Origin of the sequence: Streptomonospora nanhaiensis (assembly GCF_026642255.1) — a bacterium.
Lineage (GTDB): Bacteria > Actinomycetota > Actinomycetes > Streptosporangiales > Streptosporangiaceae > Nocardiopsis > Nocardiopsis tropica.
Genome location: NZ_CP113264.1, coordinates 3,255,533 through 3,281,556 on the forward strand (window position 1 = coordinate 3,255,533; position 26,024 = coordinate 3,281,556).

A 26,024-nucleotide genomic window follows, 5' to 3' on the forward strand; every position below is an offset into this window, starting at 1 on the left:
GCGGCCTCCCACGCCGTCCGGCGAGCGGGCTCAGGCGCCCAGGAGCTGGTCGATCCGCTCGGTCTCCTCCTCCGACAGGCGCACCGCCGCGGCCGCCGTGTTCTCCTCCAGGTGCGCCACCCGCGACGTGCCCGGGATCGGCAGCATCACCGGCGAGCGGTGCAGCAGCCACGCCAGGGACAGCTGGACCGGTGTGACACCGTGCTCGGCGGCGACCGCCGCCAGGGGCGACTCCGGGCCGGCCAGCTCACCGCGCCCCACCGGGGCCCACGGCAGGAACGCGGTCCCGTCCTTCTCGCACTGCTCCAGGACGTCCTCCGACTGTCGGAAGGACGGCGCGTACTGGTTCTGCACCGACGCCACCGGGGTGATCGCGCGGGCGGCCGACAGTTCGTCGACCGTCACCTCGCTCAGGCCGATGTGCCGGATCTTGCCCTCCTCGCGCAGTTCGACCAGCGCACCGAGCTGGTCGGCGAGCGGCACCCCGGGGTCGATCCGGTGGAGCTGGAGCAGGTCGATCCGCTCCAGGCCCAGGCTGCGCAGGCTCAGCTCCACCTGCTGCTTGAGGTACTCGGGCCGCCCCAGCACGTGCCACCGGCCGGGACCGGTGCGCGCGAACCCCGCCTTGGTGCCGATGACCAGGTCGTCGGGGTAGGGGCGCAGGGCCTCCCGGATCAGCTGCTCGCTGATCTGGGGGCCGTAGGAGTCGGCCGTGTCGATGAAGGTGATGCCGAGTTCGACCGCGCGCCGCAGGACGGCCAGCGCCTCGTCGCGGTCGCGGGGCGGCCCCCACACCCCCTCGCCGACGATCCGCATCGCACCGAAGCCCAGCCGGTGGACGGGGAGGTCTCCGCCGAGGGCGAAGGTCCCCGACCGCTCTGCGATGTCTGGTGTGGCGTGCACGTCGGTCACGGTGTCCCTTCCGGGCGGCGCTGGGGCCGCGGTCGCGTCCTGGCCCGAAGGCCTCTGCCGTGGCGCGGTCGCGGTGTGCCCGGACGCGCGCTCCCGGCGGTGTCGCGGGCAGGATCTCAGCCGGAGGGGAGCGCCGCAAGGCGCCACGGTGCCGGGGGGAGTCCCCAGGGCGCCGGAGGGGCCGGAGGGGGCCGGACACGAAGCGGCCGTCCCCGACCGGGCTGCGCTCCCCGCACCCGGTGCGGCGGCGGAGCACGAGGGGCGAGGTCGGCGCCCCGGACAGGGGATCCCCGCGGCCCCGGTCCCCCGGTCCCGCTCGGGTCGCCGGGGCCCGGAGGAGCCGTCAGCGGTCGGACCGGCCCCCGGAGGGGACCGCCCGCGCCTGGACGATGCGGACGGCCGGGAGCAGCGTCACCCGCCGTTCACCGCAGACGCAGCGCTGATAGCTGACGACGCCCTCGCTGGTGGGGTGGTCGGACTCGGTGGACCAGAGGTGTTCGTGCCGTGTACCCATGGCCCCCAGTCTGATGTAATGGCATTATGCATCTCAACCCTTACGGCCAGGGGCCACTGTCGCTCGCGGTGGACCTGGTCAACCGCCCGCCGACGGGCGCGGAGGATCTGGAGCGGCGCTGCGCCGAGGTGGGGTTCGTCCTCGCGCGGGCGGTCGGCGAGGACGACGTCGAGGCCGTCCGGGAGTTCCTGGGCCTGTGGGAGGGGGTGGTCGACAGCTCCGACCGCCCGACCCGCGCCGCGCGTCTGAACGCCCTGCTCGCGGAGTACTCCTCCGCCCCGCGCCTGACCGACCACGCCGGCACCGGATGGCACCTGCACTACCGGCCCGACGTGCTGCCCGCCCACCGCCAGGTGGCGGCGCTGGTCTCGGTCGGCACCGCCCTGCACCTGACCGGTCGGGGCATGGACCGCCTCGGCCGGTGCGCGGCCCGTGGCTGCGCACGCGTCTACGCCGACTTCTCCCGCAACGGGCGCCAGCGGTACTGCTCGCCCGCCTGCGGCAACAGGGACGCCGTGCGCCGCCACCGGGCCCGCGCCGACGACCGCGAAGGCGCGCTGTAGGGCGGCGGGGGCTCGGTGCGGCCGCTCCGGGCGCGGCAGGGGCCGGGGTCCGCCGGTCGGGCGTCATCCCGCCGCGCCGCCCGTCTCCCGCCTCCCGTGCCGCGCCGTCCGCCTCCGCTTCGGGGAAGGCCGCGCGGCACGGCCTCAGCGGCCGGAGCCGCGGCGCGACACGGAGGCGAGGTCGGACTCGATGCGCGAGGCCGTCTCCAGCAGGGCGGGCAGCAGGTCGCGGCGCACGTCCTCGATCGAGGAGCGGTTGGCGTGCGCCGACACGTTCGCGGCCGCGATCACCCGCCCCTCCGCGTCGCGGACGGGGGCGGCCAGTGAGCGCAGCCCCTCCTCCAGCTCCTGGTCCACGATCGAGTACCCCTGCTCGCGCACCCGCCGCAGCTCGGCGCGCAGCTCGTCCGGGTCGGTGATGGTGAACCGGGTCAGGGGCCGGAGCTCCACGCGGCCCAGGTAGGCCTCCAGGTCGCGCTCGTCGCGCCCGGCCAGCAGCACCCGCCCCATCGAGGTGGCCGAGGCGGGGAACCGCGTGCCCACGGTGATGGCGACCGCCATGATCCGGGAGGTCGCCACGCGCGCCACGTACAGCACGTCGTCGCCCTCCAGCACCGACACGGAGGCGGACTCGTGCACCCGGGCCGAGAGGTCCTCCAGGTGGGGCTGGGACACGTCCGGCAGGCCGGCCGAGGCCACGTAGGCGTAGCCGAGGTCGAGCACGCGGGGGGTGAGGGAGAACAGGCGCCCGTCGGTGCGCACGTACCCCAGGTCGGCCAGGGTCAGCAGGAAGCGGCGGGCGGCGGCGCGGGTCAGGTCGGTCTCCCGCGCGACCTCGCTGAGGGTCATCGACGGCCGCTCCGCGGAGAAGGCGCGGACGACCGTCAGGCCGCGTTCCAGGGACTGCACGAAGTGGGCGCCGCGGGCCGGTTCTTCTTCGTCGGGCATGTGGTCTTCCTGGTTCGGGTGTGGGCCTGGGGACGGGCGTCCCCAGAAATGTTCTCATACCGAACAGGTGTGGTCGTCCGTGTCGGCATCTTGACCCTGTCGGGGATCGGCGCTACCTTCGTACCCAAGGTGTTCGCTGTGAGAACATCCATTCGCTATACGAACGGGAGGTTCTCCATGATCGTGCCCCTGGACGAGGCGGTACGCGAACTCGTCCACGACGGCGACACCGTCGCCCTGGAGGGGTTCACCCATCTCATCCCCGTGGCGGCGGGGCACGAGATCATCCGCCAGGGCCTGCGCGACCTGACCCTGGTCCGCATGACCCCGGACATCGTCTACGACCAGCTCATCGGCGCCGGATGCGCGCGCAAGCTCGTCTTCTCCTGGGGCGGAAACCCCGGCGTGGGCTCGCTGCACCGCTTCCGCGACGCCGTCACCCACGGCTGGCCCGTCCCGCTGGAGATCGAGGAGCACAGCCACGCCGGCATGGCCAACCGCTACGTCGCGGGGGCCTCCGGTCTGCCCTTCGCCATCCTGCGCGGCTACGCCGGCACCGACCTGATCGGGAACAACCCCAACATCAGGACCATCACCTGCCCCTTCAGCGGGCAGGAGCTCGCCGCCGTCCCCGCGATCAACCCCGACGTCACGGTCGTGCACGCCCAGCGCGCCGACCGCGACGGCAACGTGCAGCTGTGGGGCATCACCGGCGTCCAGAAGGAGGCCGCACTGGCGGCCGAACGGGTCCTGGTCACCGTGGAGGAGGTCGTCGACGCCCTCGACCCCGTTCCGGGCCAGGTCGTCCTGCCCGCGCGGGTCCTCGACCGGGTCAGCGTCGCCGCGGGCGGAGCCGCGCCCTCCTACGCCCACGGCTACTACGAGCGCGACAACGAGGCCTACCGCGCCTGGGACGCGATCGGCCGCGACCGCGGGGCCTTCACCGCCTGGCTCGCCGAACTCACCGCGACCGCGCCGCCCCCCGCCGGCCCGGCCGCCCCCGAGCCCGCCGGGAGGGGCCTGTGACCACCGTGGCCTGGACCTCCGACGAGATCATGACCGTCACCGCGTCCCGCTCGCTGTGCGACGGCATGTCGTGCTTCGTCGGGATCGGCCTGCCCAGCACCGCCGCCAACCTGGCCCGCCGCACCCACGCCCCCGGCCTGTGGATGATCTACGAGTCCGGGACGCTGGGCACGGTCCCCGACCGCCTGCCGCTGTCCATCGGCGACGGGAGCCTCGCCGACGCCGCCGACACGGTGGTCCCGGTCCCGGAGGTCTTCAACTACTGGCTCCAGGCCGGGAGGATCGACGTCGGCTTCCTCGGCGCCGCCCAGCTCGACCGGTACGCCAACATCAACACGACCGTCATCGGCGACTACGCCGACCCGCGGGTGCGCCTGCCGGGGGCGGGCGGGGCGCCCGAGATCGCCGCGTCCTGCCGCGAGGTGGTCGTGGTCATGCGGCACAGCCGGCGGGCCTTCGTGGAGCGGGTCGACTTCGTCACCTCGGTCGGCCACGGCTCCGGTCCCGGCGACCGCGAGCGGCTCGGCCTGCGCGGCGCCGGCCCGGTGCGGGTGATCACCGACCTCGGCGTCCTCGAACCCGACCCCCGCACGCGCGAGCTCGTCCTGACCGGCGTGCACCCGGGCGTGGCGGCGGACGAGGTCCGGGCGGCGACCGGATGGGACCTCGCGGTGGCCGAGGGGCTGGAGGTCACCCCCGAGCCCACCGACGCAGAGCTCTCGGTGCTGCGCTCCTTGACGGGGGCCGCCTGAGGGGGCGGCGGAGGCGCCGCCCTACAGTTACCTAACAGTGTTAGGTTCCATCTCGCCCGCGGCCGGGCCCGACCCGGCCGCACCACCCCCAGGAGGCCCGCGGTGACCGACGTCTACGTGCTCGACGCCGTCCGCACACCCTTCGGCAGGTACGGCGGCGCGCTCTCCGGCGTACGCCCCGACGACCTGGCCGCCCACGTCGTCGGCTCGCTCGTGCGACGCGCGCCCGGCCTCGACCCCGCCGACGTCGACGAGGTCGTCCTCGGCAACGCCAACGGCGCCGGCGAGGAGAACCGCAACGTCGCCCGCATGGCGTCCCTCCTGGCCGGACTGCCCACCTCCGTCCCCGGGGTCACCGTCAACCGCCTCTGCGGTTCCGGCATGGAGGCCGCCGTCCAGGCCTCCCGCGCCATCCAGACCGGGGACGCCTCCCTCGTCGTGGCCGGGGGAGTGGAGTCCATGAGCCGCGCCCCCTGGGTCCTGCCCAAACCCGCCGAGGGCCACCCCGCCGGCGACGCCACCCTGCACTCCACCACCCTGGGATGGCGCATGGTCAACCCGCGCATGCCCGGGAGGTGGACCGTCTCCCTGGGCGAGGCCACCGAGGGCCTGGCCGAGCAGCACGGCGTCACCCGGGCGGACCAGGACGCCTTCGCCCTCGCCAGCCACGCCAAGGCGGCCCGCGCCTGGGCGGACGGGGTCTTCGACGGCGAGATCGTCCAGGTCGGGGACGCGCACCTGGACCGGGACGAGTGCATCCGCGAGGGTTCCCCCGACAAGCTCGCCGGCCTCCGACCCGCCTTCCGCGCCGAGGGCACCATCACCGCCGGGAACGCCTCCCCCCTCAACGACGGAGCCGCCGCCCTGCTGCTCGGCGACCGCGCCGCCGCCGACGCCGCCGGCCTGGAACCCCTCGCCCGCATCGCCGGGCGCGGCGCCGCCGGGGTCGACCCCGACGTGTTCGGCATCGGCCCGGTCCGCGCGGCCGAGACCGCACTCGAACGCGCGGGGATCGGCTGGGGGGACCTGGCCGCCGTCGAGCTCAACGAGGCCTTCGCCGCCCAGGCCCTGGCCTGCGTCCGCAGCTGGCGGGGCCTGGACCCCGACATCGTCAACCCCAACGGCGGCGCCATCGCCATCGGGCACCCGCTGGGCGCCTCCGGCGCCCGTGTCCTCGGCTCGCTCGCCCACGAGCTGCGCAGGCGCGGCGGGGGCTGGGGGCTGGCGGCGCTGTGCATCGGCGTCGGCCAGGGCCTCGCCGTCGTCCTGCACGCCGAGTAGGCCACCCCACCACAGGTCCCGGGGGGCGCCCCCGCCCGCCGGGGCCGCCCCGCCCAACGCGGACCGCAGGGAGCCGGAGCCGCACGAACGAAGGGACGACCCCCCATGCCCACCGCACCCGACGCGGCGTCCGCGCCGTCCGGGCTGTACGTCCCCGGCTACGTCCGGGACCACGACACCCACCCCCCGCTGGACCACCCCGGGTACCGGAGCACCGCGCTGCGCCACCCCCGGCGCCCGCCCACCCTGCTCCCGCACACGCTCACCGAGATCACCGCGCCCGTCCTGGGCGAGGACCGCGTCGGCGAGCACGACCACGACCTGACCCGCGGGCACGACGGGGAGCCCCAGGGACAGCGCATCATCGTGCACGGGCAGGTGCGCGACAGCGGCGGAGCGGCCGTGCCCCACACCCTGGTGGAGGTCTGGCAGGCCAACGCCGCGGGCCGCTACCGCCACACCGGCGACAACTGGCCCGCACCCCTGGACCCCCACTTCACCGGGGTCGGCCGCGCCATGACCGACGCCGAGGGCCGCTACCGGTTCGTCACCGTCCGGCCCGGCGCCTACCCGTGGCGCAACCACCGCAACGCGTGGCGGCCCGCCCACATCCACTTCTCCCTCTTCGGCCGGGCCTTCACGCAGCGCCTCGTCACCCAGATGTACTTCCCCGACGACCCGCTGTTCTTCCAGGACCCGATGTGGAACTCCGTACCCGACCCCCGGGCCCGCGAGCGCATGCTCGCCCGGTACGACCACGACGCCACCCGGCCGGAGTGGGCCCTGGCCTACCGCTGGGACATCGTGCTGCGCGGCCGCGAGCAGACCCCGTTCGAGTCCGACGAGGAGATCCTGGAGGACGACGAGTGAGCACCCACCCCACCACCCCCGCCCAGACGGTCGGCCCCTACCTCCACATCGGCCTGCCCTGGCCCGACGGCCCCTACGCCGTCGCCGAGGGCGCCCCGGGCGCGGTGTGGATCCGCGGCACCGTCTACGACGGGGCCGGAGAGCCCGTCACCGACGCCCTCGTGGAGACCTGGCAGGCCGACCCCCAGGGCCGGTTCGACCACCCGGACGACCCGCGCGGGGCACGGTCCCACCCCGGCTTCCGCGCCTTCGGGCGCTGTCCCACCGGCGCCGACGGCGGCTACGGCATCCTCACCCTCAAACCCGGGACCGTGCCGGGCCCCCACGGGGACCAGGCCCCCCACATCGACGTGTCCCTGTTCGCGCGCGGCATGCTGCACAGGGTCGTCACCCGCCTGTACTTTCCCGAGGAGGAGGCCGCCAACGCCGCCGACCCGGTGCTGAACAGCATCGGCGACCCCGACGCGCGCGCCACCCTCGTCGCGGGGGCGGCGCCGGACGGCTACCGTTTCGACATCCGCATCCAGGGGGACGGCGAGACCGTCTTCTTCGACGTCTAGCGAGGAACCCCCATGACCGGCCTGTTCGACGGTGTCCTCGACCGCGGTCCCGTGGCCGGGGCCACCGGCGACACCGCCTGGCTCCAGGCGCTCCTCGACGTGGAGGCGGCCCTCGCGCACGCCCTCGCCGACACCGGGCGCCTCGCAAGGGACCGGGCGGAGAGCATCGCCGCCGCCTGCGCCGCCGACCGCTACGACCCGGCCGCCCTGGGGCGCGCCGCCGCGGGCGGCGGCAACCCCGTCATCCCCCTGGTCGAGGAGCTCACCGGCCGCGTCCGCGCCCTGGACCCCGACGCGGCCCGCCACGTGCACCGGGGCGCCACCAGCCAGGACGTCCTGGACACCGCCGCCATGCTGGTCGCCCGGCGCGCGGGCGGAGCGCTCCTGGCCGACCTGCGCGGACTCGCCGACGAGCTGCGCGACCTCGCCGCCGCGCACCGCGACACGCCCATGGCCGGGCGCACCCTGCTCCAGCAGGCCCTGCCCACGACCTTCGGGGCGGTCGCCGCCGGATGGGCCAACGGTCTGGCCGAGGCCGCCGACCAGCTCGACCGCGTGCTCACCGGCCGCCTGGCCGTCCAGCTCGGCGGCGCCGTCGGCACCCTGGCCTCCCTGGGCGAGGACGGCCCCGGGGTCACCGCGGCCCTGGCCGCGCGCCTGGACCTGGCCGACCCCGTCCTGCCCTGGCACACCGAACGGGGACGGATCGCCGAACTCGCCTCGGCCCTGGGCCGGATCTGCGGCGCCGCGGGCACCGCGGCCCAGGACGTCGTCCTGCTCGCCCAGACCGAGGTGGGCGAACTGGTCGAGGACGGGGGCCCCGGCGTCGGAGGGTCCTCCACCCTTCCGCACAAGCGCAACCCCGTCGCCGCCGTCAGCGCCCTGGCCTGCGCCCGCCAGGCCCCGGGACTCGTCGCCAACCTCCTCGCCGCCCAGATCCAGGAGCACCAGCGCGCCGCGGGCGGCTGGCACGCGGAATGGCTGCCCCTCACCGACCTGTTCCGCCGTACCGGCGGGGCCGTGGCCTGGCTGCGGACCAGCGCCTCCAGGCTGAGGGTCGTCCCCGGGCGGATGCGCGCCAACCTCGGCCTCACGGGGGGTCTGGCGCTCTCCGAACGGGTCACCACCGACCTGGCCCCCGAACTCGGCCGGACGGAGGCCCACCACCTCGTCGCCGACGCCTGCCGCGAGTCGGCGGACTCCGGCAGGGACCTGGCCGACGTCCTCACCGCCCGCCTCGACGGGGTCCGCACCCGGGAGCGCGTCCTCGAACTCCTGGACCCCTCCGGCTACCTGGGGGCGGCGGCGGTGTTCACCGACCGGGTCACCGGGGGGCGGACGGGCCGGGGAGCCGCCACGGCCCCGGGGCCCGGCCCGGAGCCGGACGGGGGCGGGGTCCCAGGGGGCCCGTGTGTCTCCCGGGCCCCCGGGACGGGTACGGGGACGGGTGGGCCCGAGGCGCACGCGGCGCCGGCCCCCGGCGGCACACCACGGGCGCACGGGCCCGCGGAGACACCCGGCCACGACCCGCGGCCGGGGCCCGAGGACACGGATCGTGAGAACAACGGAGGGCGCACCCATGGGCGTTGACCTGCACCACGTCGAGAGCGGACCGGCCGACGCGCCGCCGCTGCTGCTCGGGGGATCCCTCGGCGCCACCGTGGACATGTGGGAGCCGCAGGTCGAGGCACTGTCCACGGTCTTCCGGGTGATCCGCTTCGACCACCGCGGCCACGGCCGCTCACCGGTCCCCGACGGCCCGTACACGATGGCGGACCTGGGCGGGGACGTCGTGGCCCTCATGGACCGGCTGGGCATCGGCAGCGCCCACTACGCCGGACTGTCCATCGGCGGCATGGTCGGGCAGTGGCTGGCGGTCCACCGCCCCGAGCGGATCGACCGCCTCGCCCTGCTCGCCACCTCCCCCTACATGGGACCGGCCCGGAACTGGCGCGAGCGGGCCGCCCTGGTGCGCGCCGAGGGCACCGGCGCCGTGGCCGACTCCGTGGTGGAGCGCTGGTTCACCCCCGGCTTCCTCGGCGCCCACCCCCGCGACGCCGCCGGGCTGCGCGAGCAGATCGCCGCCACCCCCGCCGAGGGGTACGCGGGCTGCTGCGGTGCGATCGAGACCTACGACCTGCGCGAGGAGCTCCACCGCATCAACGCCCCGACGCTGGTCGTCGCGGGCGCCGACGACCCCTCCACCCCGCCCGCGGGCAACGCCGAACTCATCGCCGAGCGCGTCCCGCACGCCCGCCTGACGGTGCTGGACGACGCCGCGCACCTGCTGTCCTGGCAGCAGGCCGCCAAGGTGAACACACTCCTCACCCAGCACTTCGCGTCCGCCGACCGCCACGCGGCCGGTATGCGGGTGCGCCGGAGCGTGCTGGGCGACGCCCACGTCGACCGGGCCGGCGCGCGCACGACCGGCTTCACCGAGCCGTTCCAGGACCTGATCACCCGCTACGCGTGGGGCGAGGTCTGGACCCGCCCCGGGCTGGACCGCCGCACCCGCAGCTGCATGGTGCTGACCGCCCTCGTCGCCCACGGCCACTGGGAGGAGGTCGCCATGCACGTCCGCGCCGCGCTGCGCAACGGGCTGACCCCCGACGAGATCGGCGAGGTGTTCCTCCAGGCGGCGGTCTACTGCGGCGTGCCCGCCGCGAACAGGGCCTTCGCCATCGCCCAGGAGGTCCTGGCCGAGGACTCCTGAGCGCCCTCCCGTGGCGCGGACGCGGTCCCCGCCGACCGCGCCGCGGGAAGGAGCGGCCGGGGTCAGCGCTTGAACGCCACCCCCGACAGCTCCCACAGCTTCACCCCGGGGTCCTCGGGACGGAACCGGGGGGGCACGTCGGGGTGGCGCCAGGAGGCGCAGTCCACGGCCCGGGGCCCGCCGTCCTCGCGCCCGTCGGTCCACGGGCTGGCCAGTTCGAGGCCCCGGAAGACCGCCGAGGCCTCCTCCGGGCTGCGCACGCGTCCCCACGGCGTTCCGAAGGAGAGGATCTGGTCGGTCATCCACGCACCCGACGCGGGGTCGTCGGAGACGATGTGGGAGAAGATGACGCAGGATCCCGGGGCCAGCCGCTCCGTCAGCCTGTGCACCATGCCGAACGGGTCGTCCTGGTCCGGCAGGCAGTGCAGCAGGGACACCAGCATCACGCACACCGGCAGGTCGGTGTCGATCAGCCGCCGGGTCTCGGGAGCGCCGAGGACCCGGTCCGTCTCCCTGATGTCCGCGAGCAGGAAGGCCGTCTCCGCGCTGTCGTTGATCAGCGCCCGGCCGTGCGCGAGCACGATCGGGTCGTGGTCGACGTAGACCACCCGGGCCCGGGGGTTGGCGCGCTGCGCCGCGTGGTGGGTGTTGTTGGCGGTGGGGAGCCCCGCTCCCAGGTCGAGGAACTGCTCCACGCCCTGGGCCGCCACGTACTCGACGGCCCTGGAGAGGTAGGCACGGTTGTCGTTCGCGAAGGAGACGAGTTCGGGCGTGCCCGCGGCGAGCACTTCGCAGGCCTTCCGGTCCGCCTCGAAGTTGTCCTTGCCGCCCAGCAGGTAGTCGTACATACGCGCGATGCTGGGGGTTTCCATGTCGATGTCGGGGGGGAAGCGATCGGCCATCAGATGTCTGGGGCTGTACCCGGTCCGCGGACCGGGCCGAGGGAGCCCCTGCCTCCTTCTTCGTCGTGTTCGCGTACCCGTCGGCCCGCCGGTGCGGACCGACACAGCGGTGGCGGGTCCCCGGGGCGGGGACGCCGTCGTGGAGCGCGGGGCTCCGGGTGGGGAGCCGCCGGTGCTCCGGGAGGGGTGCGCCGGACCGGGTGCGGCGAGGGGATGCCGCCGGAAGGCTTCCGGGGTGTCGCCGCTCCGGCCGTTGTGCGGGACGGGGCCGCTCCGGGGTGCGGAGGCGGTGGTCCGGTCCCGCGGTGCGGAGGGCGCGCGGGAGTCCCGGGATGCGGAGGCGAGCGGGGACCGGAGCCGGGAGAGCGGTCCGGGATCGAACGTGGGCCCGGAGCGGACCAGGGCCGCCATCGGTCACCTCCCTCGCTACTGCCCGCGCGCGTGCGCGCCGATCGCCGGTCTGCGCACGGCCCCGGACCCCTCGGCGCGAGGGGCCGCCCTGCGGCGGAAAGGCCGTGCAGCGATCTTCAGGCGAATCGTAGCCGCGTTCGTCCGAGCGCACCGGCGTTTTCCGTAGAAAGAGGAAAGAGCGCACCGGCCCGCCGCGCCTCATGCCCCGGGACGGCCCAACCCGGGCAGCTCGTCCGCCACGAGCCCCGGGGCGGAGGCCCTGACGCGCTCGCCCGTGCCGCCCGGCGGGGCCGGCGGGGCCGGGATCGCGGGCGCGGACCAGAACACGGCGGCCGAGGTCGCCGCGGCGTCCGGCGGGGCGGGGCGCGAGGGCCGCCCGGCCCCGCCGCGGACGTCCTGCGGCGCTTCCGCGCCGCCGCCGGACACGGCCTCCTCCGGCGCCGGAGGCCCCTGCGCGGCGGCGGGGGAGAGCGTCCTGACCCGGGCCACCAGGGCGCGGCGGTCGAGCCCCAGCCACCGGGTCAGCGCGAACGGGTCCCGGTCGGCCTCCGCGCCCAGGGCCGCCGCGACCGCGTCCAGGTGGGCGCACCTGGACTCCCACGCCTCGCACGAGCACGTCGCCACCAGCGCGTCCCAGCTCCGGGGGACCAGGTCCCACCCCAGCAGGGCGAACACGCGGTCCGCCGCCACGGGCAGCTCCTCCGCCAGGATCCTGGCCCGGAACACCGGCTGGGAGGCCAGTGCGGCGCACACGCGCTCCCGCTCCGGCTCGGGCGGCACCGGGCGGATCAGGCTCACCTCGTGCACGCTCCCGCGGCCGCCCCCGGCGCGCACCCGCCCCGCGACCTCCCCGGGACGCACCGACAACCGCTCCACCGCCGAGGCGGCCCCGGCCGGCACCCCCAGCGACTCCGACAACAGCTCCGACCAGGCGCTCATCCGGCCACCGCCTCCGGGGACAGCCGGACCACCTCGCGCAGGTCCTCCACCGACAGGGACGCCAGCCACTGCTCGCCGGTCGCGACCGCGCTGTCCGCGAGCGCGCTCTTGCGCTCGATCATCTCGTCCACCCGCTCCTCGACCGTTCCCACGCACACCATCTTGCGCACCTGCACGTCCCGGCGCTGCCCGATGCGGAACGCCCGGTCGGTGGCCTGGTTCTCGACGGCGGGGTTCCACCAGCGGTCCAGGTGCACCACGTGGTTGGCCGCCGTGAGGTTCAGCCCCGTCCCGGCCGCCTTGAGCGAGAGCAGGAACACCGCGGGCCCCTCCATGGACTGGAAGCGCCGGGTCATCTCCTCCCGCTCGGCGCGCGGTGTGCCGCCGTGCAGCCACAGGACCGGCACCCCCAGGCGCGAGCGCAGGTAGGGCTCCAACCGGTCGCCGAACCGCGCGTACTGGGTGAAGCAGAGCGCCTTGTCGCCCTCGGCCGCCGCCTCGCCCAGGATCGACTCCAGGCGGTCGAGCTTGCCGGAGCGGCCCGCCAGGGCCGAACCGTCCCCGAGGAACTGGGCCGGGTGGTTGCAGATCTGCTTGAGCCGCGACATGGTCGCCAGGACCAGGCCCCTGCGCTCCTTCTCCGTGGCCTCCGCCATCCGCTCGGCCATCTCGTCGACCACGGCCTTGTACAGCGAGGCCTGCTCCGGGGTGAGCGTGCACCAGGTGCGCATCTCCATCTTCTCGGGCAGGTCGGCGATGATCGACCGGTCGGTCTTGAGGCGGCGCAGCACGAACGGTCCGGTCATCCGGCGCACCAGGCCTGTGTCGGGCCCGTCCTCGCCGGTGACGGCCCGCTCGAACGCGGCGGCCGACCCCAGCAGGCCGGGGTTGGCGAAGTCCATGACCGACCACAGCTCGCCGAGGTTGTTCTCCACCGGCGTGCCGGTGAGCGCCACACGCGTGGCCGCGGGCAGCGAGCGCACCGCCGCGGCCTGGCGGGTCCCGTGGTTCTTGAGCGCCTGGGCCTCGTCGCACACGATCCGGTGCCAGGGCATGCCGGAGAGCTCATGCGCGTCCCGGGTGACCACGCCGTAGGTGGTCACCACCAGGTCGCAGCCGCCCACCAGGCGGGCGAGCGCGTTGCCGGACGGCCGGTCGGGGCCGTGGTGGACGTGCACCCGCAGGTCGGGCGCGAACCTCTCCGCCTCCCGCCTCCAGTTGCCCACCAGCGACACCGGGCACACCAGCAGGGTGGGGCCGGGCGCGGGGTCGCGGAGGCGTTCGTCGGCGAGCAGGGCCAGCAGCTGCACGGTCTTGCCCAGGCCCATGTCGTCGGCCAGGACCGCGCCCAGGCCGAGCTCGCCCAGGAAGCGCAGCCAGGCCGCGCCCCGGTCCTGGTAGGGGCGCAGCGAGGCCCGGAAGCCGGCCGGGGTGCCCATGGGGCGGGGTTCCGCCTCGGCCCCGCCGTCCAGCAGGGCGCCCAGGGGTCCGTCCGCGACCACGTCGCCCACGGGGAGGGGCGCGGTCCCCGCCACGCCGAGGGCCGTGCGCAGCGCCTCGTCGGTGCGCATGCGGTGGCCGCCGCGGCGGGTGACCAGGTCCAGGGCGGCGGAGACCCGCTCGGGGTCCATCTCCATCCACCGGCCCCGCACGCGCACCAGGGAGCGCTTGAGACGGGCCAGCTCCGCGAGCTCGGCCAGCTCCTCCCCGGTCAGGGGCTCGGCGTCGCCCCCGTCCGCCCCCGTTCCGCGCAGGAGCGCCTCGAAGGACACGGAGACGAGGTCGGAGGGGCCCACCCCGCCCCCGCCGCGGCGCCGCGCGGGCCCGGTCTCCTCCACCTTCACGCGCAGGCCGATCCCCCGGTGGCCGCTCCACTCGGGCAGCACCACCGCGAACCCCGCGGCCGTCAGGCGGGGCGCGGCCGAGGACACGAACTCCTGCGCGTCCTCGGTGGTGAGCATCAGGCGGGCGGGGGCCAGGTCGCGCAGCGCGCGCCGCAGCCGGGGGTAGTGGCGGGCGGCGCGGTCGAGGTCGGCGAGGGCGGTGGCGCCCACGTCGGCGGGGAGCCAGGCGGCGCCCTCGCCCAGCCAGACCTGCTCCAGGGGCAGGCGCAACCCGGGATCGGAGACCGAGCGGACCCAGAACTCGACCGTCCAGGGGCCGCCCCGCCCGGGTTCGCGCAGGACGAGGAGGAGGGTGGCGCGTCCCGCGCCGCGCAGCCGGGAGCGCCAGTCCCGGAGGGGGCCGCGCAGGCGGTCGGCGGTTCCGGCGTCCACGGCGTCCCGCGTTCCGGTGAGGGCGGCGGCGAGGCGCTGCCCGGGGGTGGCCGTGCCGTCGTCCGGCCCGGTGGCGCGGCGGGGCCGGGCGGCCAGCCGCCGGGCGACGGCGTCCGTGAGGAGTTCGAGGGGGGCGAGCACGCAGGAGCGGGCGGCGCGGTCCGGTGACTCGCCGGGCATGTGGGCGCGGGCGGAGGGCGGGAGGGCGGCCGTGAGGGCGGCCAGGTGCTCCTCCGCCCAGTCCACGGGCGCGGGGCGCCACCGCGCCCGGGGCGGGTCCCCGACCAGGTCGGGAAGGACGCAGCCCGTGGTGACGAGCTGTTCGGCGAACTCCCGGACGGCCGCCAGGTGGCGGAGGGAGGGGCCGGCCGGTACCGGGGGAGCGGCGGCCAGGAAGGCCTCGGCCCCGGCGGGCGGCAGGCGGAGCGCGGGCACCCGCCAGGGGTGGAAGGCCGCAGGCTCCCCGTCGGCCGCCGTGGAGGGGGAGGGGGCGGAGGTGTCGCCGGGGAGGGTGAGCCCGAGGACCAGCGGTGAGGCCGACCCGGTGCCGGGAAGGGTGCGCAGCTCGGCGGTTCCCGCGGCGAACGGGTGCGGGCGCGGTGACCCGGCCCCCGTTCCCCCGCGGCCCTCCCGGGACGGGGCATCCGCCTCCGCCCAGACCGCCAGCGCGTCCCCGACCCACACGCCGTGCACGACCCGCACAGCACCTCCCGCGTTCCCCCGTTGCCCGTGGGCCCAGTATCCCCGTGACCGCCGACAGCCCGGGCACGGGGGACGCGGAGCGGGCCGGGGGCGGCACGGGCGCGGACGCTCCCTCGGGGCCCCGGCGCGTCAGCCGCCTCCGTCGCCCGCCCCGCCTCCGTCGCCGCCGGATCCGTGCGGTCCCGCCGCGTCCTCCCCCGACCGCGGGGAGGGGCTCGCCAGGGACACGACCAGTGCGACGAGCATGGCGAGGACCACCAGGTACACGGCTGTGCTCCCCACGGTCACAGCCTCGCCGTGCCGAGGAAGACCGCCCACTCCCGGCGCGGGACGTCCAGGCGCCCCCGGCCGGGGTGCCCGGAGTCGCGGAGGGCGGCGCCGACGGGAGGGCCCGCGGCCGTCGCGCGGGCACCGTCCCCGGGGTGCCGCGGGGTCGTGCGGAAGGCCACCTCCACACATTCCCCCCGTTCGAGGGAGTGGCTGGACTTGAAGAATGCGAGGTCGCTCATCCACGTGGTCTACCCGCTTCCGGCACGATGGCGCTGTCCGGTTGTGGCCAGGGTCACACGGGAATCGCGGCTCCAGGGGTCCGTGCGCCGTCGCCCAAGTGTGGCCCGGCGTTTCCGGCGAGGACCCCCGCGGGCGCGGGGCCGGGGAGTAGGGTGACCCGTGACCGGACCGGGACCCTTGGTGACGGGGCCTGTGTCGCCCGGTCCTCCACCTCCCCGCACGACCGGACCACGGACGAGGCACCATGACCAGCCCCCTTCCGCACCCCCTTCCCGCCCTCACCGCCGCGTTGGCCGCGGCGGCCCTGCTCGCCGGCTGCTCCGCCGAGCCGTCCGGCCAGGATCCGGCAGGGGCCGGCGCGACCCCCTCGGCGGACGCCGCCGAACCCTCCGCCGGACCCTCCGCCGGGCCCGCGGGCCCGGACCTGCCGGAGGCGGCCGACGGCACCGATCTGGAGGCCTGCGCCGACGCCGAGTGCGAGGTCCTGGTGGAGGCGGGCGACGAGTTCGCGATGGACGGAACCCACGGGGTGGCCCGGTTCGTGGTCGACGCGGTCGACGGGGAGGGGTTGGGCATGAGCGGTTTCGGCCCCGGGATCGAGCTCTCGGGGCGCCTCCCGCCGCCGGACGGCGGCCGGCCCCCCACCTTCGTCATGAACGGCTTCACCGTCACCCTGGTCGCCGTGGACGGCTCCACCGCCCTCATGACCCTCTCCCCCTGACGCCCCGCGCCGGGGTCGGGGCGACAGGATGAATCTACGTCGTAAAGGTGGCTGTTCTTCACGACGCAGACGGACCCCGGCTGCTCGCCGGGGTCCGTCGTCGGGGATCACAGGTTCTTCGGGACCTCGTTGCCCACCGCGACGATCCCCTCGCGCATGCGCGTCCGCCACAGCAGCACCCCTCCGAGGAGGAAGAACGCGATGAGCGACAGGATCGCCACCCGGTAGCCGCCGGTCAGGGACACCGCGATCGTCACGGTCAGCGACCCCAGGAACGTGGACCCCCGGTCCGAGATCTGGAAGAGGCTGAAGTACTCCGCCTCCTTGCCCTTCGGGATGAGCTGGGAGTACATCGACCTCGCCAGGGACTGCGTCCCGCCCAGCACCAGGCCGATGCCCACACCCATGGCGATGAACAGGGGCACGTTCCCCACCGGCAGGAAGTACGCGGCCGCCACGAGGGCGCCCCAGGCCACCAGCGAGGCCAGCACGGTGTTCTTCGTCCCCAGGAAACGGGAGATCCACCCGGTCAGGAACGCGCCGCCGAACGCCACGAACTGGATGACCAGGATCGTGACGATGAGGATGTCCTGCTGCAGCCCGAGGTCCTGTGTCGCGAACGGCGCCGCGTAGCGGATCGCCGCCTGCACGCCGTCGTTGAAGAAAATGAAGGCCAGCAGGAACAGGATGGTGTTCGGGTACCTGCGCATGTCCTTGAGCGTGTGCCCGAACTCGCGCACCGACCGTCCCACCCGGGGGCGGCCGCGTCCGCGCGCCGCCATCGCGCCGAACCTGTCGCGCAGCGGTTTGACCGCCAGGACGGTGAAGCCCGCCCACCAGATGCCGCAGGAGGCGAACGCGATGCGCGCCGCGTCGTCCGCGCCGATCCCCAGGGAGTCCGCGCCGACCACGAGGCCCAGGTGGGCGGCCAGCAGGAGCGCGCCCCCCAGGTAGCCGATGCCCCAGCCGGTCACCGACACCCGGTCGCGCTCGTCGGAGGTGGAGATCTCGGGCAGGAACGCGTTGTACACCACGATCGAGAGGCCGTACAGCAGGTTCGCCAGCACGAACAGGAGCGAGGCCAGCATGTAGCCGTCGTCGGCGAAGTACAGCCCGAGGGTGGACAGCGACCCGGTGAGGGCCAGCCAGAACAGCCACCGCTTCTTGTGGCGGGACTGGTCGACCATCGCCCCCAGGACGGGCAGGCAGACGATCTGGAGCAGGATCGCGACCGTGGTCAGCGCGGGGTAGAGCGCGTTGGGGTGGAGGGTGAGGAGCTCGGTCCCGAGCGGGGCGACGGTCAGCGACGGGTCCAGGCAGGACGCGGCGTCGGGGGCGCCGGCCGACACGCAGGCCAGGTTGCTCAGGTAGGGGCCGATGAGGACGGTGACCACCGAGGTGATGAACACCGAGTTGGCCCAGTCGTAGAGGTACCAGCCGCGCTGTTCGCGCCTGCGCTGGACCGGGTCGCTGGAGGGGGCGTTGTCCGCCGCCGCCTCCGTGGGGTCGCCCATGGGGGTCATCCGTTCTGGAGGGTTGTGCCGGGGCCGGTGGGGCGGTCCGTCCACTGGCCCCGGCGAAGGAGGATCCGCCGCAGCGCGGTGGTGTTGTCGGTGACGATGCCGTCCACGCCCGCGTCGAGCAGGCGTTCCATCACCCGGGGGTCGTTGACGGTCCACACGTGCACCTGCATGCCCAGGCGGTGGGCGGTGTGGATGAGGTCGCGGCTGAGCACGGGGAAGCCGCCCTGCCACAGGGGGATCTGGGCGCACACGGGGGTGCGGCCGGCCAGGGGGCGCAACAGGGGGGAGAGGGAGGCGATGCGCAGGCGGACCACGTCGGCGGGTCCGCAGGAGGTGGCGACGGGGTGGTCGAAGAGGCGCCGGGCCAGGTCCAGGCGCCTCTGGTCGAAGGAGCCCACGCACACCCGGTCCCAGGCGCGGGTGCGGCGCAGGACCCGGATGAGGGGGAGGACGGCGGCGTCGGCCTTGAGGTCGATGTTGAACCGCGCGTCGGGCCAGGAGCCGAGGAGGTCCTCCATGAGCGGTACGGGTTCGCGTCCGCCCACGCGTGCGCGGGCGACCTCGCCGAAGGGCAGGTCGCCGATGGCGCCGGTCCTGTCGGTGGCGCGGTCCAGTGTCGGGTCGTGGAAGGCCATGAGGACGCCGTCGGCGGTGGCGTGGACGTCCGTCTCCAGGTACGTGTATCCGAGGTCGACGGCGTGTTGGAAGGCCGCCGCCGTGTTCTCCAGCTCGGTGCTGCGCACGCCCTGGTCGTCGGTGAGCCATCCGCCCCGGTGGGCGAGGGCCACGGGTACGGGGGAGGAGAGGTACGCGTGAGTCACGCCTTGCAGTATGCCGGTTGTGCGGTGCGGTGCGCCCGTCGCCGTGGGGTGCCCGAAAATCCGGAAAACCTGGAATGCCCGGTGGGGCGGGCGGTGTGCGGCGTGCTCTGTGGAGGGGTGTAGGCGGACGTCATCCTCGTCGAAGGGACCCGTTCATGTCGACCACCCCTCCACGTCACCGCTGCCCGTTGCCCGCGTGCCGTCCCGGCCCTGCGGTCCACCGCGGCCCCTCCGCCCGTCGGGGCCGGTCTGGTGGGCCGGCCTGCGACGGGGCCCGGGGTCCGGAGTCCCTCCCGGGTCGCGGGGGGCCGGGCCGTCCGGCGCCGGACGGCCGTCCCGGGGAGGGCGCGCCGGTGGCGCCCGTGTCCGGTTCCTCCGCCGGGTCGGGGGTTGCGCGGGAGGCGGGGGCCCCGGCCGCCCGTCGCTCCCCGGGGCCGCACCGCCGGTCCGCGGCGGCGGGTCGGCGGCCGGCGCCGCACCAGCCCTCGTCCGGGGCCCGGGTGCCGGGCGGGCGTCCGCGTCCGGCGCGGACCCCGGCCCGGGCCCCGCTCGCCGGGGCGGAGGCGGGCCGGTGCGCTGCCGGTCCGCTGCTCGCGGGCCACCGGACGCCGGGTGAGGTGTACCTGCTGGCCCAGCGGTTGGCGGAGGTGCTGGTGGGCCGCCGTGCGCCGGAGGTGCTGCGGGACCAGTTGGCGGTTCCGGTCCGTGAGGAGCTGCGCCGGCTGCGGGGGGCGATCCCGTGCGGGTTGGCGCCCCGGTTGGGGAGGGTGTTCCACCAGAGGGCGGACGCGGGTGGGTCGGGTGCTCCCGAGGTGGAGGCGAGTGCGGTGATCGGCTGTGCCCGGCGGTCGCGGGTGTTCGCGTTCAGGGCGCGGCGGGTGGAGGGGCGGTGGGTGTGTGTGCGGTTGGAGACCGACAGCGCGGTGCGGAGCCGGACCGGGGTGCCGGTGGTTCGTTCGCCGTGAGGGGCGGGGTGCGGGCCCGGCGGGGGCGGGACCGCCCTCGTGCCGCGCCCGCTGCTCTCCCGGCCGGGAGAGCGCGCCTTCCGCTGACGCCCGCGGCCGAGGCGGTCCTCACAGGGCCGGGCGGGGAGGCCCTGGACGCGCTGGAGCGCGTGCTTCCCCGGGCTTGCCGGGTGGAGCTGCGCGGGGTGGGCCACCTGGCGGCGGACAACGGGGGGCGTCCGGAGCTGGTGGCCCGCGCCCTGGCGGGGTTCTTCCGGGGCGGGGGGTAGGCCGGGCGGTGCGTCCGGGCCCGGGGCCCGGACGCGGGGCCGTCGGCGGCGGTTGTCGCGGGTGAGCCGGGAAAGTGCCTGGATTTCCGGCTACGGGCGTGGATAGGGTCCCCCTGGGGTGGTCTCCTGACCGGAGCGCATCCCGTGTTCGAGCGGTCGTGCCCCGATGTGGTCGCGCCGTACCTGGTACGCGGAGGCTCCGGACGACGGCGCCCCGCAAAGGGATAAGGAGGGGGCGGTCGCGGCGCCCCCGCGCCGGGACGGCCATCCGTGTATGAAACCTGCTGACATCGTCCACCTGCACAGCCTCAGCGCTCCGACCCTGTCGCCGGACGGGCGGCGCGCGGTCTTCGCCGTGACCCGACCGGACCTGGAGGAGGACGCCTACCTCGGTTCCCTGTGGTCGGTCCCCACGGACGGGTCGGCCCCGCCAGCCCGCCTCACCCGGGGCGCCAGGGACAGCGGCCCGGTGTTCTCCCCCGACGGGCGCTGGATCGCCTTCCTGCGGCCCGACGAGGACGAGCGCGCCCAGATCCACGTGCTGCCCGCCGACGGCGGCGAGCCCTGGAAGATCACGTCGCACCCCCTGGGGGCCGGGGCGCCGCGCTGGAGTCCGGACTCCAGCCGCCTCGCCTACACCGCCAGGGTCCCCGAGCCGGGCCGGTACGTGGGCGTGGAGCCGGGCAAGGAGCCGCCCCGGCGCATCACGCAGGTCAAGTACCGGTTGGACGGCCTGGGGTTCACCAACGACCGCCGCTCGCACGTGTTCGTGTCCGCGCCGGTGGACGCCTCGGGTGAGGCGGGGGAGCCGGTCCGGGTGACCGGGGGCGACTTCGAGCACGCCGACGTGGCGTGGCGGCCCGACGGCTCCGAGCTGCTGTTCGCCGCCTCGCGGCACGAGACGCGCGACACCGACCTGGTGCAGGACGTGTGGGCGTGCGCGCCGGAGGAGGGGGCGCGGCCCCGCCGTGTGACCGCGGGGGACCTGGACGCCTGGGGCGGCCGGTTCTCCGGGGACGGTTCGACGGTGTTCTTCAGCGGTGACGAGATCGGCCCGGACCTGGACGACTTCGTGGGGCGCACGACCGGGGTGTGGTCGGTCCCGGCGGACGCCTCGGCGGTGCCGACGCGCCTGACACCGGGGGAGGGGCCGCGGATGACGGGTCCCATGCTGGTGGTGGCGGACGGGGTGTTGGGCCTGGCCGAGAACCGGGGCGCGGTCGATCTGGTGCTGGTGCCCTTCGGGGGCGGTGTGCCGCGGGTCCTGGTGGGCGACAAGGTCCAGGTCCAGTCGTTCGACAGCGCGGGCGGTGTGACGGTCGCGGTGGTGGCCGACGGGCGTTCCAGCGGTGAGCTGGTGGTGGTGTCCGGGGACGGTGTCAGGCGGCTCACGGGGTTCGCCCGGGGGCCGGCCCCGCTCCCGATGGCCGAGCTGACGGCGCACGCGCCCGACGGGTACCCGGTGCACGGGTGGGTCACCCTTCCCGAGGGCGAGGGGCCGCACCCGGTGGTGCTGATGATCCACGGTGGCCCGTTCGCGCCCTACGGCCACCAGCTGTTCGACGAGACCCAGGTGTACGCGGCGGCGGGGTACGCGGTGGTGATGTGCAACCCGCGCGGGTCCTCGGGGTACGGGGACGAGCACGGCCGGGCGATCATCGGCGCGGTGGGCGAGGTGAGCGCGGCCGATGTGATGGCGTTCCTGGACGCGGCCCTGGAGGACGGGCGGCTGGACTCCTCGCGGGTGGGCGTCATGGGCGGTTCGCACGGCGGCTTCATGACGACGTGGATCGCGGCGCACCACGGCGGGCGCTTCCGTGCGGCGATCAGCGAGCGGGCGGTGAACGCGATCGAGAGCTTCCACGGCTCCTCCGACATCGGTTCGTTCTTCCCGCGGCCGCTGTACGGTCCGCCGGAGGTGTGGGCGAAGGAGAGTCCGCTCACCTATGCCGACCGGATCGGGGTGCCGTTCCTGATCATCCACTCCGAGGAGGACTGGCGGTGTCCGGTGGAACAGGCGCAGCGCCTGTTCGTGGCGCTCAAGCTGCGCGGGCACGAGGCGGAGATGCTGTTGTTCCCGGGTGAGGGGCACGAGTTGTCGAGGTCGGGGCTGCCCAGCCACCGGGTCGCGCGTTTCGAGGCGGTCCTGGACTGGTGGCAGCGCCACCTGTGATGTTCGTCGGGGGCGGGGGAGGACCCCGCCCCTTCCCCCGGTTCTCGTGATACACGTCTCTTTTTCGGGGGTGGTTGACCTGGTTTTGGTGTGTTCGGAGCGGGGATGCTGTGTGCCCGCTTCGCGGGAGCCGTCGGGATTTCCGCTCGGTCGGCGCGGCCTCGCAGGTCAGGGGGTTGCCCAAGGCGAGGTAACGAAAGGGTCGCGTTTCGCCCTTGTCGTGAATTAGTGTTCCCTCAGGTCGGAACGCACCGCTTGGTCACCATCAGGGTGACGGCGTCCGGTTTCCGTCGCACCCCGCCCGTCAGCAGCTCTCTTCCCGAGGGCGGGGGCCACCGCAGCACGCCCGGCACACCTCCCGCGGCCTTCCCGCCGCGTACCGGGACCCCCTACCGCTCATCCCCGCACGCCTGCCACAGGTGTGTCCGCGGGATGCCCTGCGCTGGTAGACGGGTGTGGGAGAAAGGCAGTCGATCCCTTGACTCGCAACCCCGAACCCGGTTCGCGTGGAAGGCGCCGCGGCGCGACGGTCGGTTTCGTCGCCCTCGGCGCGCTCGCCCTCTCCTCGGCCCCTGCACTGGCCGAACCCACCGCGGAGGAGGCGCAGCAGCGCTACGAGGAGCTCCAGGAGGAGCTCTCGGTGCTGAACGAGGCCTTCAACCAGGCGGAGGAGGACCACTCCAGCGCCCGGACCGAGCTGGAGGACATCGACGCCCGGCTGGCCGAGGCGCAGGAGGACCTGGACGCCATGTCCGGCCAGGTCGCCGGGATCGCCCGGGTCGCCTACACCGAGTCCACGCACAGCCTCTTCACGGTGCTGTTCGACAGCTCCCCCGACGCGGCGCTGCAGAACGTGGCCGACCTCAACTTCCTCTCCGAGGGGCAGGAGGTGGTCCTGGCGGACTACGTCGTGGAGGTGGAGCGCGCCGAGGAGCTGCGCGAGCAGGCCGCGGCGGCCGAGGAGGGGGCCGCGCAGGCCCTGTCCGAGGCCGAGTCGGCCCAGGAGGAGGGCGAGGCGGCCCTGGAGGAGCAGGCCGTGGTGCTGGAGAGCCTGGGCGGGGTGGACCCGACGGCCGGCGCCGCGGGCGCGGCCGCCACCGGAGGGGACGCCGGCGCGGTGTCCGGGGACGTCCAGGCGGTACTGGACTTCGCCCGCGCGCAGATCGGCAAGCCCTACGTGTGGGGCGGCACCGGGCCCGACGGCTACGACTGCTCGGGCCTGGTCCAGGCGGCGTGGGCCCAGGCGGGCGTGAGCCTGCCCCGTACCACCTACGACCAGGTGAACGCGGGCACGCGCGTCTCGCGCGACGAGGTCCAGCCGGGGGACCTGCTGTTCTTCTACAGCGAGTCCGCCCCCAGCCATGTGGGGATCTACTCCGGCAACGGGATGATGATCCACGGCTCCAACCCCTCCAAGCCGCTGGAGGAGGTCTCGCTGGCCGCGTACTGGGACGGCGTCTTCTCCGGGGCGGTCCGCGTCGGCTAGCGGATCGGCCGCGCGGTCGCGGCGAGGGCGGGGCCGCGCTCTTGTCCGGGTGCGGCCCGCGTATCCTTCGGCCCATGGGACGACTTCTGTTCAGGGTCGCCGCCGGCGTGGCGGTGGTGCTCGCCTTCTTCTGGCTGCTCTCCGTGGTGGTCGGCCTGCTGATCTGGGGCGTGGTCGTCGCCCTGGCCGTCGGCGTGGTCGTCCTCGGGGTGAGGATGCTCAGGGCCGATTCCGCCGGGAGGGGCCGGTAACCCGCCTCCCGGGGCGGGGTCCGGCGGGGCGCGTCGCACCGGCCGGTGCGACGCGCCCCGCGGTGTGCCCGGGGTGCTCTCCGGGTGATCCGGTGACACATCGGGGAAGGCCGCAGCGGTTCGGGGAAACAGGGTTATAGTGACTCTGTGTCACTGAATAAGCACGTAGGGTCTCATGTTGACGGGGTGTCCCACCGCGGGCGGGTCGAACGGGTCCTCACCCGCGTCTTCCGCAACGACTGGAGTGCGCTGACACCCCCCGAGATCGGCCGCTGGACCCCCGACCTGAGCGTCAGCGTCGTCATGCCGGCCCGCGGCGGCCAGCGCCGGCTCGACCTCGCCCTGGCCTCCCTCGCGGCCCAGACCTACCCCGAGGACCTGCTGGAGGTCGTGGTCGTGGACGACCACTCCTCGCCCGCCCTGCGCCTGCCCCCGCTGCGCCCCGCCCGGTGCCGCGTCCTGAACGCCCCCGAGGGCGGATGGGGCGCGGGGTACGCCCGCGCCTACGGCGCCCACGCCAGCACCGGCGACATCCTCGTGTGGATGGACGCCGACATGGTCGCCGGCCCCGAGTTCGTCGAGGCCCAGGCCCGCTGGCACCACACGCACGCCGAGGCCGTCACCCTGGGTCGCGTCCGCTTCGCCGACGCCGGCCCCCGGACCCCGGAGGAGCTCATGTCCCGCGTCCGGGCCGGGACCCTGCACCGGAGCCTGGACACCGGCCGCCGCCACGAGTGGGTCGAGTGCCTGCTCACCCAGAGCGACCGCCTGCGCGACGCCGACCACCTCGGCTTCCACGCCTACGTCGGCGCGGCGGCGGGTGTGCGGCGCAACCTGTACGAGGCCGCCGGAGGGGTGGACCCCGACCTCGACCTGGGCCAGGACACCGAGTTCGGCTACCGCCTCTGGCAGGCGGGCGCGGTCATGGTGCCCGAGCCCGCCGCCACCGCCTGGCACGTGGGCCGCGCGGGCACCGCGCGCACCCGGCTGCCCTCCGAGCGCTTCCGCACCCAGGTGCTCGCCGAACTCATGCCCCACCCCCACGCCTACCGCGAACGGGTCCCCGCCCACCGGCGCCGCATCCCTTTGGTGCACGCCGTCGTCGACGTGTCCGGCGCCCCCTACGACCTGGTCCGCGGTTGCGTCGACCGGCTCCTGGACAGCGCCGAGACCGACCTGGCCATCACCCTGGTCGCCGACTGGGAGGGCGTGCGCGAGGGGGGCGGCGCCCCCGGCGGCCCCCACCTGGACCTGCGCCTGGTCCAGGCCAACTACCTGCGCGAGCCCCGGATCTCCTTCGCCACCGCCGCGCCCCGCACCGGCTTCCCCTCGCCCTTCCTGCTCCAGGTGCCGGTGGCGTGGGGGCTGGGGCAGGTGGCACTGTCGCGGCTGCTCGCCAGCGCCGAACGCGCCCGCGCCGGGCTCACCGAGCTGTTCTCCGCCACCTCGCCCGCCCGCGACGCCGGTGTGCGGCTGTGGCGGACGCGGGCCCTGGCCCGGGCCATGCGGGTGTGCGGCGAGGAGGAGGACCTGGGGGACGTGGTCGCCGAGCTGCACGGCCGCTACCGCATCCACGCGGGCCAGGAGACCCTCACCGACCTGTCGCTGTACCGCTCGGTGCCGCCGCAGCCGCGCACCGCCCCCGACACGGTCGCCGCCCCGTGCCCCCACGGGGACGCGGGGTCCCGGGAGGGGGCGCCGGCGTCCGGCGCGGGGCGGGGCGGGCGGCGGCCGGTGGGCGCCCTGGTGAGGTCCGCCTGGCGCGGCACGCTGAGACGCCTGCGTCGCGAGCGGGCGCACGGCCCCGCCGCCGGCCGGGACCCGGCCCAGGAGGGCTGAGGCGGGGCCCCGGGGGAGGGCGTGCGGGGTCCGGCCGTGTCAGGGCAGATGGGGGAAGACACCGGCCCGGAGACGAGCGGGCCCCGCACGCCCACCA

Annotated in this window: 24 protein-coding genes; 14 read left to right on the plus strand and 10 right to left on the minus strand. The window is 75.4% G+C overall.

Features of this window, described 5'->3' with window-relative positions; genetic code table 11:
* Nucleotides 1–30: 30 nt before the first annotated feature.
* The gene (locus OUQ99_RS13960; RefSeq protein WP_267949880.1) at nt 31–912 is read right to left on the minus strand and encodes an aldo/keto reductase; all 882 of its coding nucleotides are present in this window, start codon (nt 910–912) and stop codon (nt 31–33) included.
* Between the two features lie 343 nt (nt 913–1,255).
* Nucleotides 1,256–1,426, minus strand: coding sequence for a hypothetical protein (locus OUQ99_RS13965; RefSeq protein ID WP_267949881.1), 171 nt, complete (start codon nt 1,424–1,426; stop codon nt 1,256–1,258).
* Between the two features lie 26 nt (nt 1,427–1,452).
* Between OUQ99_RS13965 and OUQ99_RS13970 the strand changes: the two genes are divergently transcribed.
* Nucleotides 1,453–1,989, plus strand: a complete 537-nt coding sequence (locus OUQ99_RS13970; protein ID WP_267949882.1) for a CGNR zinc finger domain-containing protein — start codon at nt 1,453–1,455, stop codon at nt 1,987–1,989.
* A 144-nt stretch (nt 1,990–2,133) separates the two neighbouring features.
* Here OUQ99_RS13970 and OUQ99_RS13975 read toward each other — a convergent pair whose 3' ends face one another.
* Nucleotides 2,134–2,937 carry an IclR family transcriptional regulator domain-containing protein gene (locus OUQ99_RS13975; protein WP_267949883.1) on the minus strand — a complete coding sequence of 268 codons (804 nt, stop codon included), beginning with the start codon at nt 2,935–2,937 and terminating at the stop codon, nt 2,134–2,136.
* Nucleotides 2,938–3,114: 177 nt separating this feature from the next.
* On the opposite strand from OUQ99_RS13975, the gene OUQ99_RS13980 reads away from it, so the two are divergent.
* The 7 genes from OUQ99_RS13980 to pcaD all read left to right on the plus strand — a co-directional run bounded on the left by OUQ99_RS13980 (nt 3,115) and on the right by pcaD (nt 10,139).
* Nucleotides 3,115–3,963 (plus strand): CoA transferase subunit A, encoded by an 849-nt coding sequence (locus OUQ99_RS13980; protein WP_267949884.1) that lies wholly within the window; start codon nt 3,115–3,117, stop codon nt 3,961–3,963.
* Entirely contained in the window at nt 3,960–4,715 is a 756-nt protein-coding gene (locus tag OUQ99_RS13985; RefSeq protein ID WP_267949885.1) for a CoA-transferase subunit beta, read from the plus strand. Before OUQ99_RS13980 ends, OUQ99_RS13985 begins: the two co-directional genes overlap by 4 nt.
* Before the next feature lie 102 nt (nt 4,716–4,817).
* A complete protein-coding gene (locus OUQ99_RS13990) occupies nt 4,818–5,996 on the plus strand; it encodes a thiolase family protein (protein ID WP_267949886.1) in 1,179 nt (392 codons plus the stop codon).
* 105 nt (nt 5,997–6,101) lie between these two features.
* The gene (pcaH, locus tag OUQ99_RS13995; RefSeq protein ID WP_267949887.1) at nt 6,102–6,866 is read left to right on the plus strand and encodes a protocatechuate 3,4-dioxygenase subunit beta; all 765 of its coding nucleotides are present in this window, start codon (nt 6,102–6,104) and stop codon (nt 6,864–6,866) included.
* On the plus strand, nt 6,863–7,426 hold the full coding sequence (pcaG, locus tag OUQ99_RS14000) for a protocatechuate 3,4-dioxygenase subunit alpha (protein ID WP_267949888.1): 564 nt from the start codon (nt 6,863–6,865) through the stop codon (nt 7,424–7,426). Before pcaH ends, pcaG begins: the two co-directional genes overlap by 4 nt.
* Nucleotides 7,427–7,438: 12 nt before the next feature.
* A complete protein-coding gene (pcaB, locus tag OUQ99_RS14005; protein WP_267949889.1) occupies nt 7,439–9,016 on the plus strand; it encodes a 3-carboxy-cis,cis-muconate cycloisomerase in 1,578 nt (525 codons plus the stop codon).
* Nucleotides 9,006–10,139, plus strand: coding sequence for a 3-oxoadipate enol-lactonase (gene pcaD, locus OUQ99_RS14010; protein ID WP_267949890.1), 1,134 nt, complete (start codon nt 9,006–9,008; stop codon nt 10,137–10,139). The genes pcaB and pcaD overlap by 11 nt, the downstream gene beginning before the upstream one ends.
* Before the next feature lie 62 nt (nt 10,140–10,201).
* Here pcaD and OUQ99_RS14015 read toward each other — a convergent pair whose 3' ends face one another.
* The 5 genes from OUQ99_RS14015 to OUQ99_RS14035 all read right to left on the minus strand — a co-directional run bounded on the left by OUQ99_RS14015 (nt 10,202) and on the right by OUQ99_RS14035 (nt 15,878).
* Nucleotides 10,202–11,041 carry an SAM-dependent methyltransferase gene (locus OUQ99_RS14015; RefSeq protein ID WP_267949891.1) on the minus strand — a complete coding sequence of 280 codons (840 nt, stop codon included), beginning with the start codon at nt 11,039–11,041 and terminating at the stop codon, nt 10,202–10,204.
* Nucleotides 11,042–11,650: 609 nt separating this feature from the next.
* Entirely contained in the window at nt 11,651–12,391 is a 741-nt protein-coding gene (locus OUQ99_RS14020) for a hypothetical protein (RefSeq protein ID WP_267949892.1), read from the minus strand.
* Nucleotides 12,388–15,369, minus strand: a complete 2,982-nt coding sequence (locus OUQ99_RS14025; RefSeq protein ID WP_267949893.1) for a DEAD/DEAH box helicase — start codon at nt 15,367–15,369, stop codon at nt 12,388–12,390. The genes OUQ99_RS14020 and OUQ99_RS14025 overlap by 4 nt, the downstream gene beginning before the upstream one ends.
* 129 nt (nt 15,370–15,498) lie before the next feature.
* Complete coding sequence (locus OUQ99_RS14030; protein WP_267949894.1) at nt 15,499–15,651, minus strand: hypothetical protein; 153 nt, start codon at nt 15,649–15,651, stop codon at nt 15,499–15,501.
* A gap of 2 nt (nt 15,652–15,653) precedes the next feature.
* Nucleotides 15,654–15,878, minus strand: a complete 225-nt coding sequence (locus tag OUQ99_RS14035) for a DUF397 domain-containing protein (RefSeq protein ID WP_267949895.1) — start codon at nt 15,876–15,878, stop codon at nt 15,654–15,656.
* Nucleotides 15,879–16,123: 245 nt separating this feature from the next.
* Here OUQ99_RS14035 and OUQ99_RS14040 point away from each other — a divergent pair, with 245 nt between their 5' ends.
* Nucleotides 16,124–16,600 carry a hypothetical protein gene (locus OUQ99_RS14040; protein ID WP_267949896.1) on the plus strand — a complete coding sequence of 159 codons (477 nt, stop codon included), beginning with the start codon at nt 16,124–16,126 and terminating at the stop codon, nt 16,598–16,600.
* Between the two features lie 107 nt (nt 16,601–16,707).
* Here the strand turns inward: OUQ99_RS14040 and OUQ99_RS14045 are convergent, their stop codons facing one another.
* Both OUQ99_RS14045 and OUQ99_RS14050 read right to left on the minus strand, forming a co-directional pair.
* On the minus strand, nt 16,708–18,114 hold the full coding sequence (locus OUQ99_RS14045) for an MFS transporter (protein WP_267949897.1): 1,407 nt from the start codon (nt 18,112–18,114) through the stop codon (nt 16,708–16,710).
* Nucleotides 18,115–18,119: 5 nt separating this feature from the next.
* Nucleotides 18,120–18,944, minus strand: a complete 825-nt coding sequence (locus OUQ99_RS14050; RefSeq protein ID WP_267949898.1) for a glycerophosphodiester phosphodiesterase — start codon at nt 18,942–18,944, stop codon at nt 18,120–18,122.
* 155 nt (nt 18,945–19,099) lie between these two features.
* On the opposite strand from OUQ99_RS14050, the gene OUQ99_RS14055 reads away from it, so the two are divergent.
* The 5 genes from OUQ99_RS14055 to OUQ99_RS14075 all read left to right on the plus strand — a co-directional run bounded on the left by OUQ99_RS14055 (nt 19,100) and on the right by OUQ99_RS14075 (nt 25,927).
* Complete coding sequence (locus tag OUQ99_RS14055) at nt 19,100–19,909, plus strand: Rv3235 family protein (RefSeq protein ID WP_267949899.1); 810 nt, start codon at nt 19,100–19,102, stop codon at nt 19,907–19,909.
* 543 nt (nt 19,910–20,452) lie between these two features.
* The gene (locus OUQ99_RS14060) at nt 20,453–22,351 is read left to right on the plus strand and encodes a S9 family peptidase (protein WP_267949900.1); all 1,899 of its coding nucleotides are present in this window, start codon (nt 20,453–20,455) and stop codon (nt 22,349–22,351) included.
* Nucleotides 22,352–22,829: 478 nt separating this feature from the next.
* Nucleotides 22,830–23,837, plus strand: coding sequence for a C40 family peptidase (locus OUQ99_RS14065; RefSeq protein WP_267949901.1), 1,008 nt, complete (start codon nt 22,830–22,832; stop codon nt 23,835–23,837).
* Nucleotides 23,838–23,911: 74 nt separating this feature from the next.
* A complete protein-coding gene (locus OUQ99_RS14070; protein ID WP_267949902.1) occupies nt 23,912–24,088 on the plus strand; it encodes a hypothetical protein in 177 nt (58 codons plus the stop codon).
* A gap of 186 nt (nt 24,089–24,274) precedes the next feature.
* Entirely contained in the window at nt 24,275–25,927 is a 1,653-nt protein-coding gene (locus OUQ99_RS14075) for a glycosyltransferase (protein WP_267949903.1), read from the plus strand.
* Nucleotides 25,928–26,024: the final 97 nt, after the last annotated feature.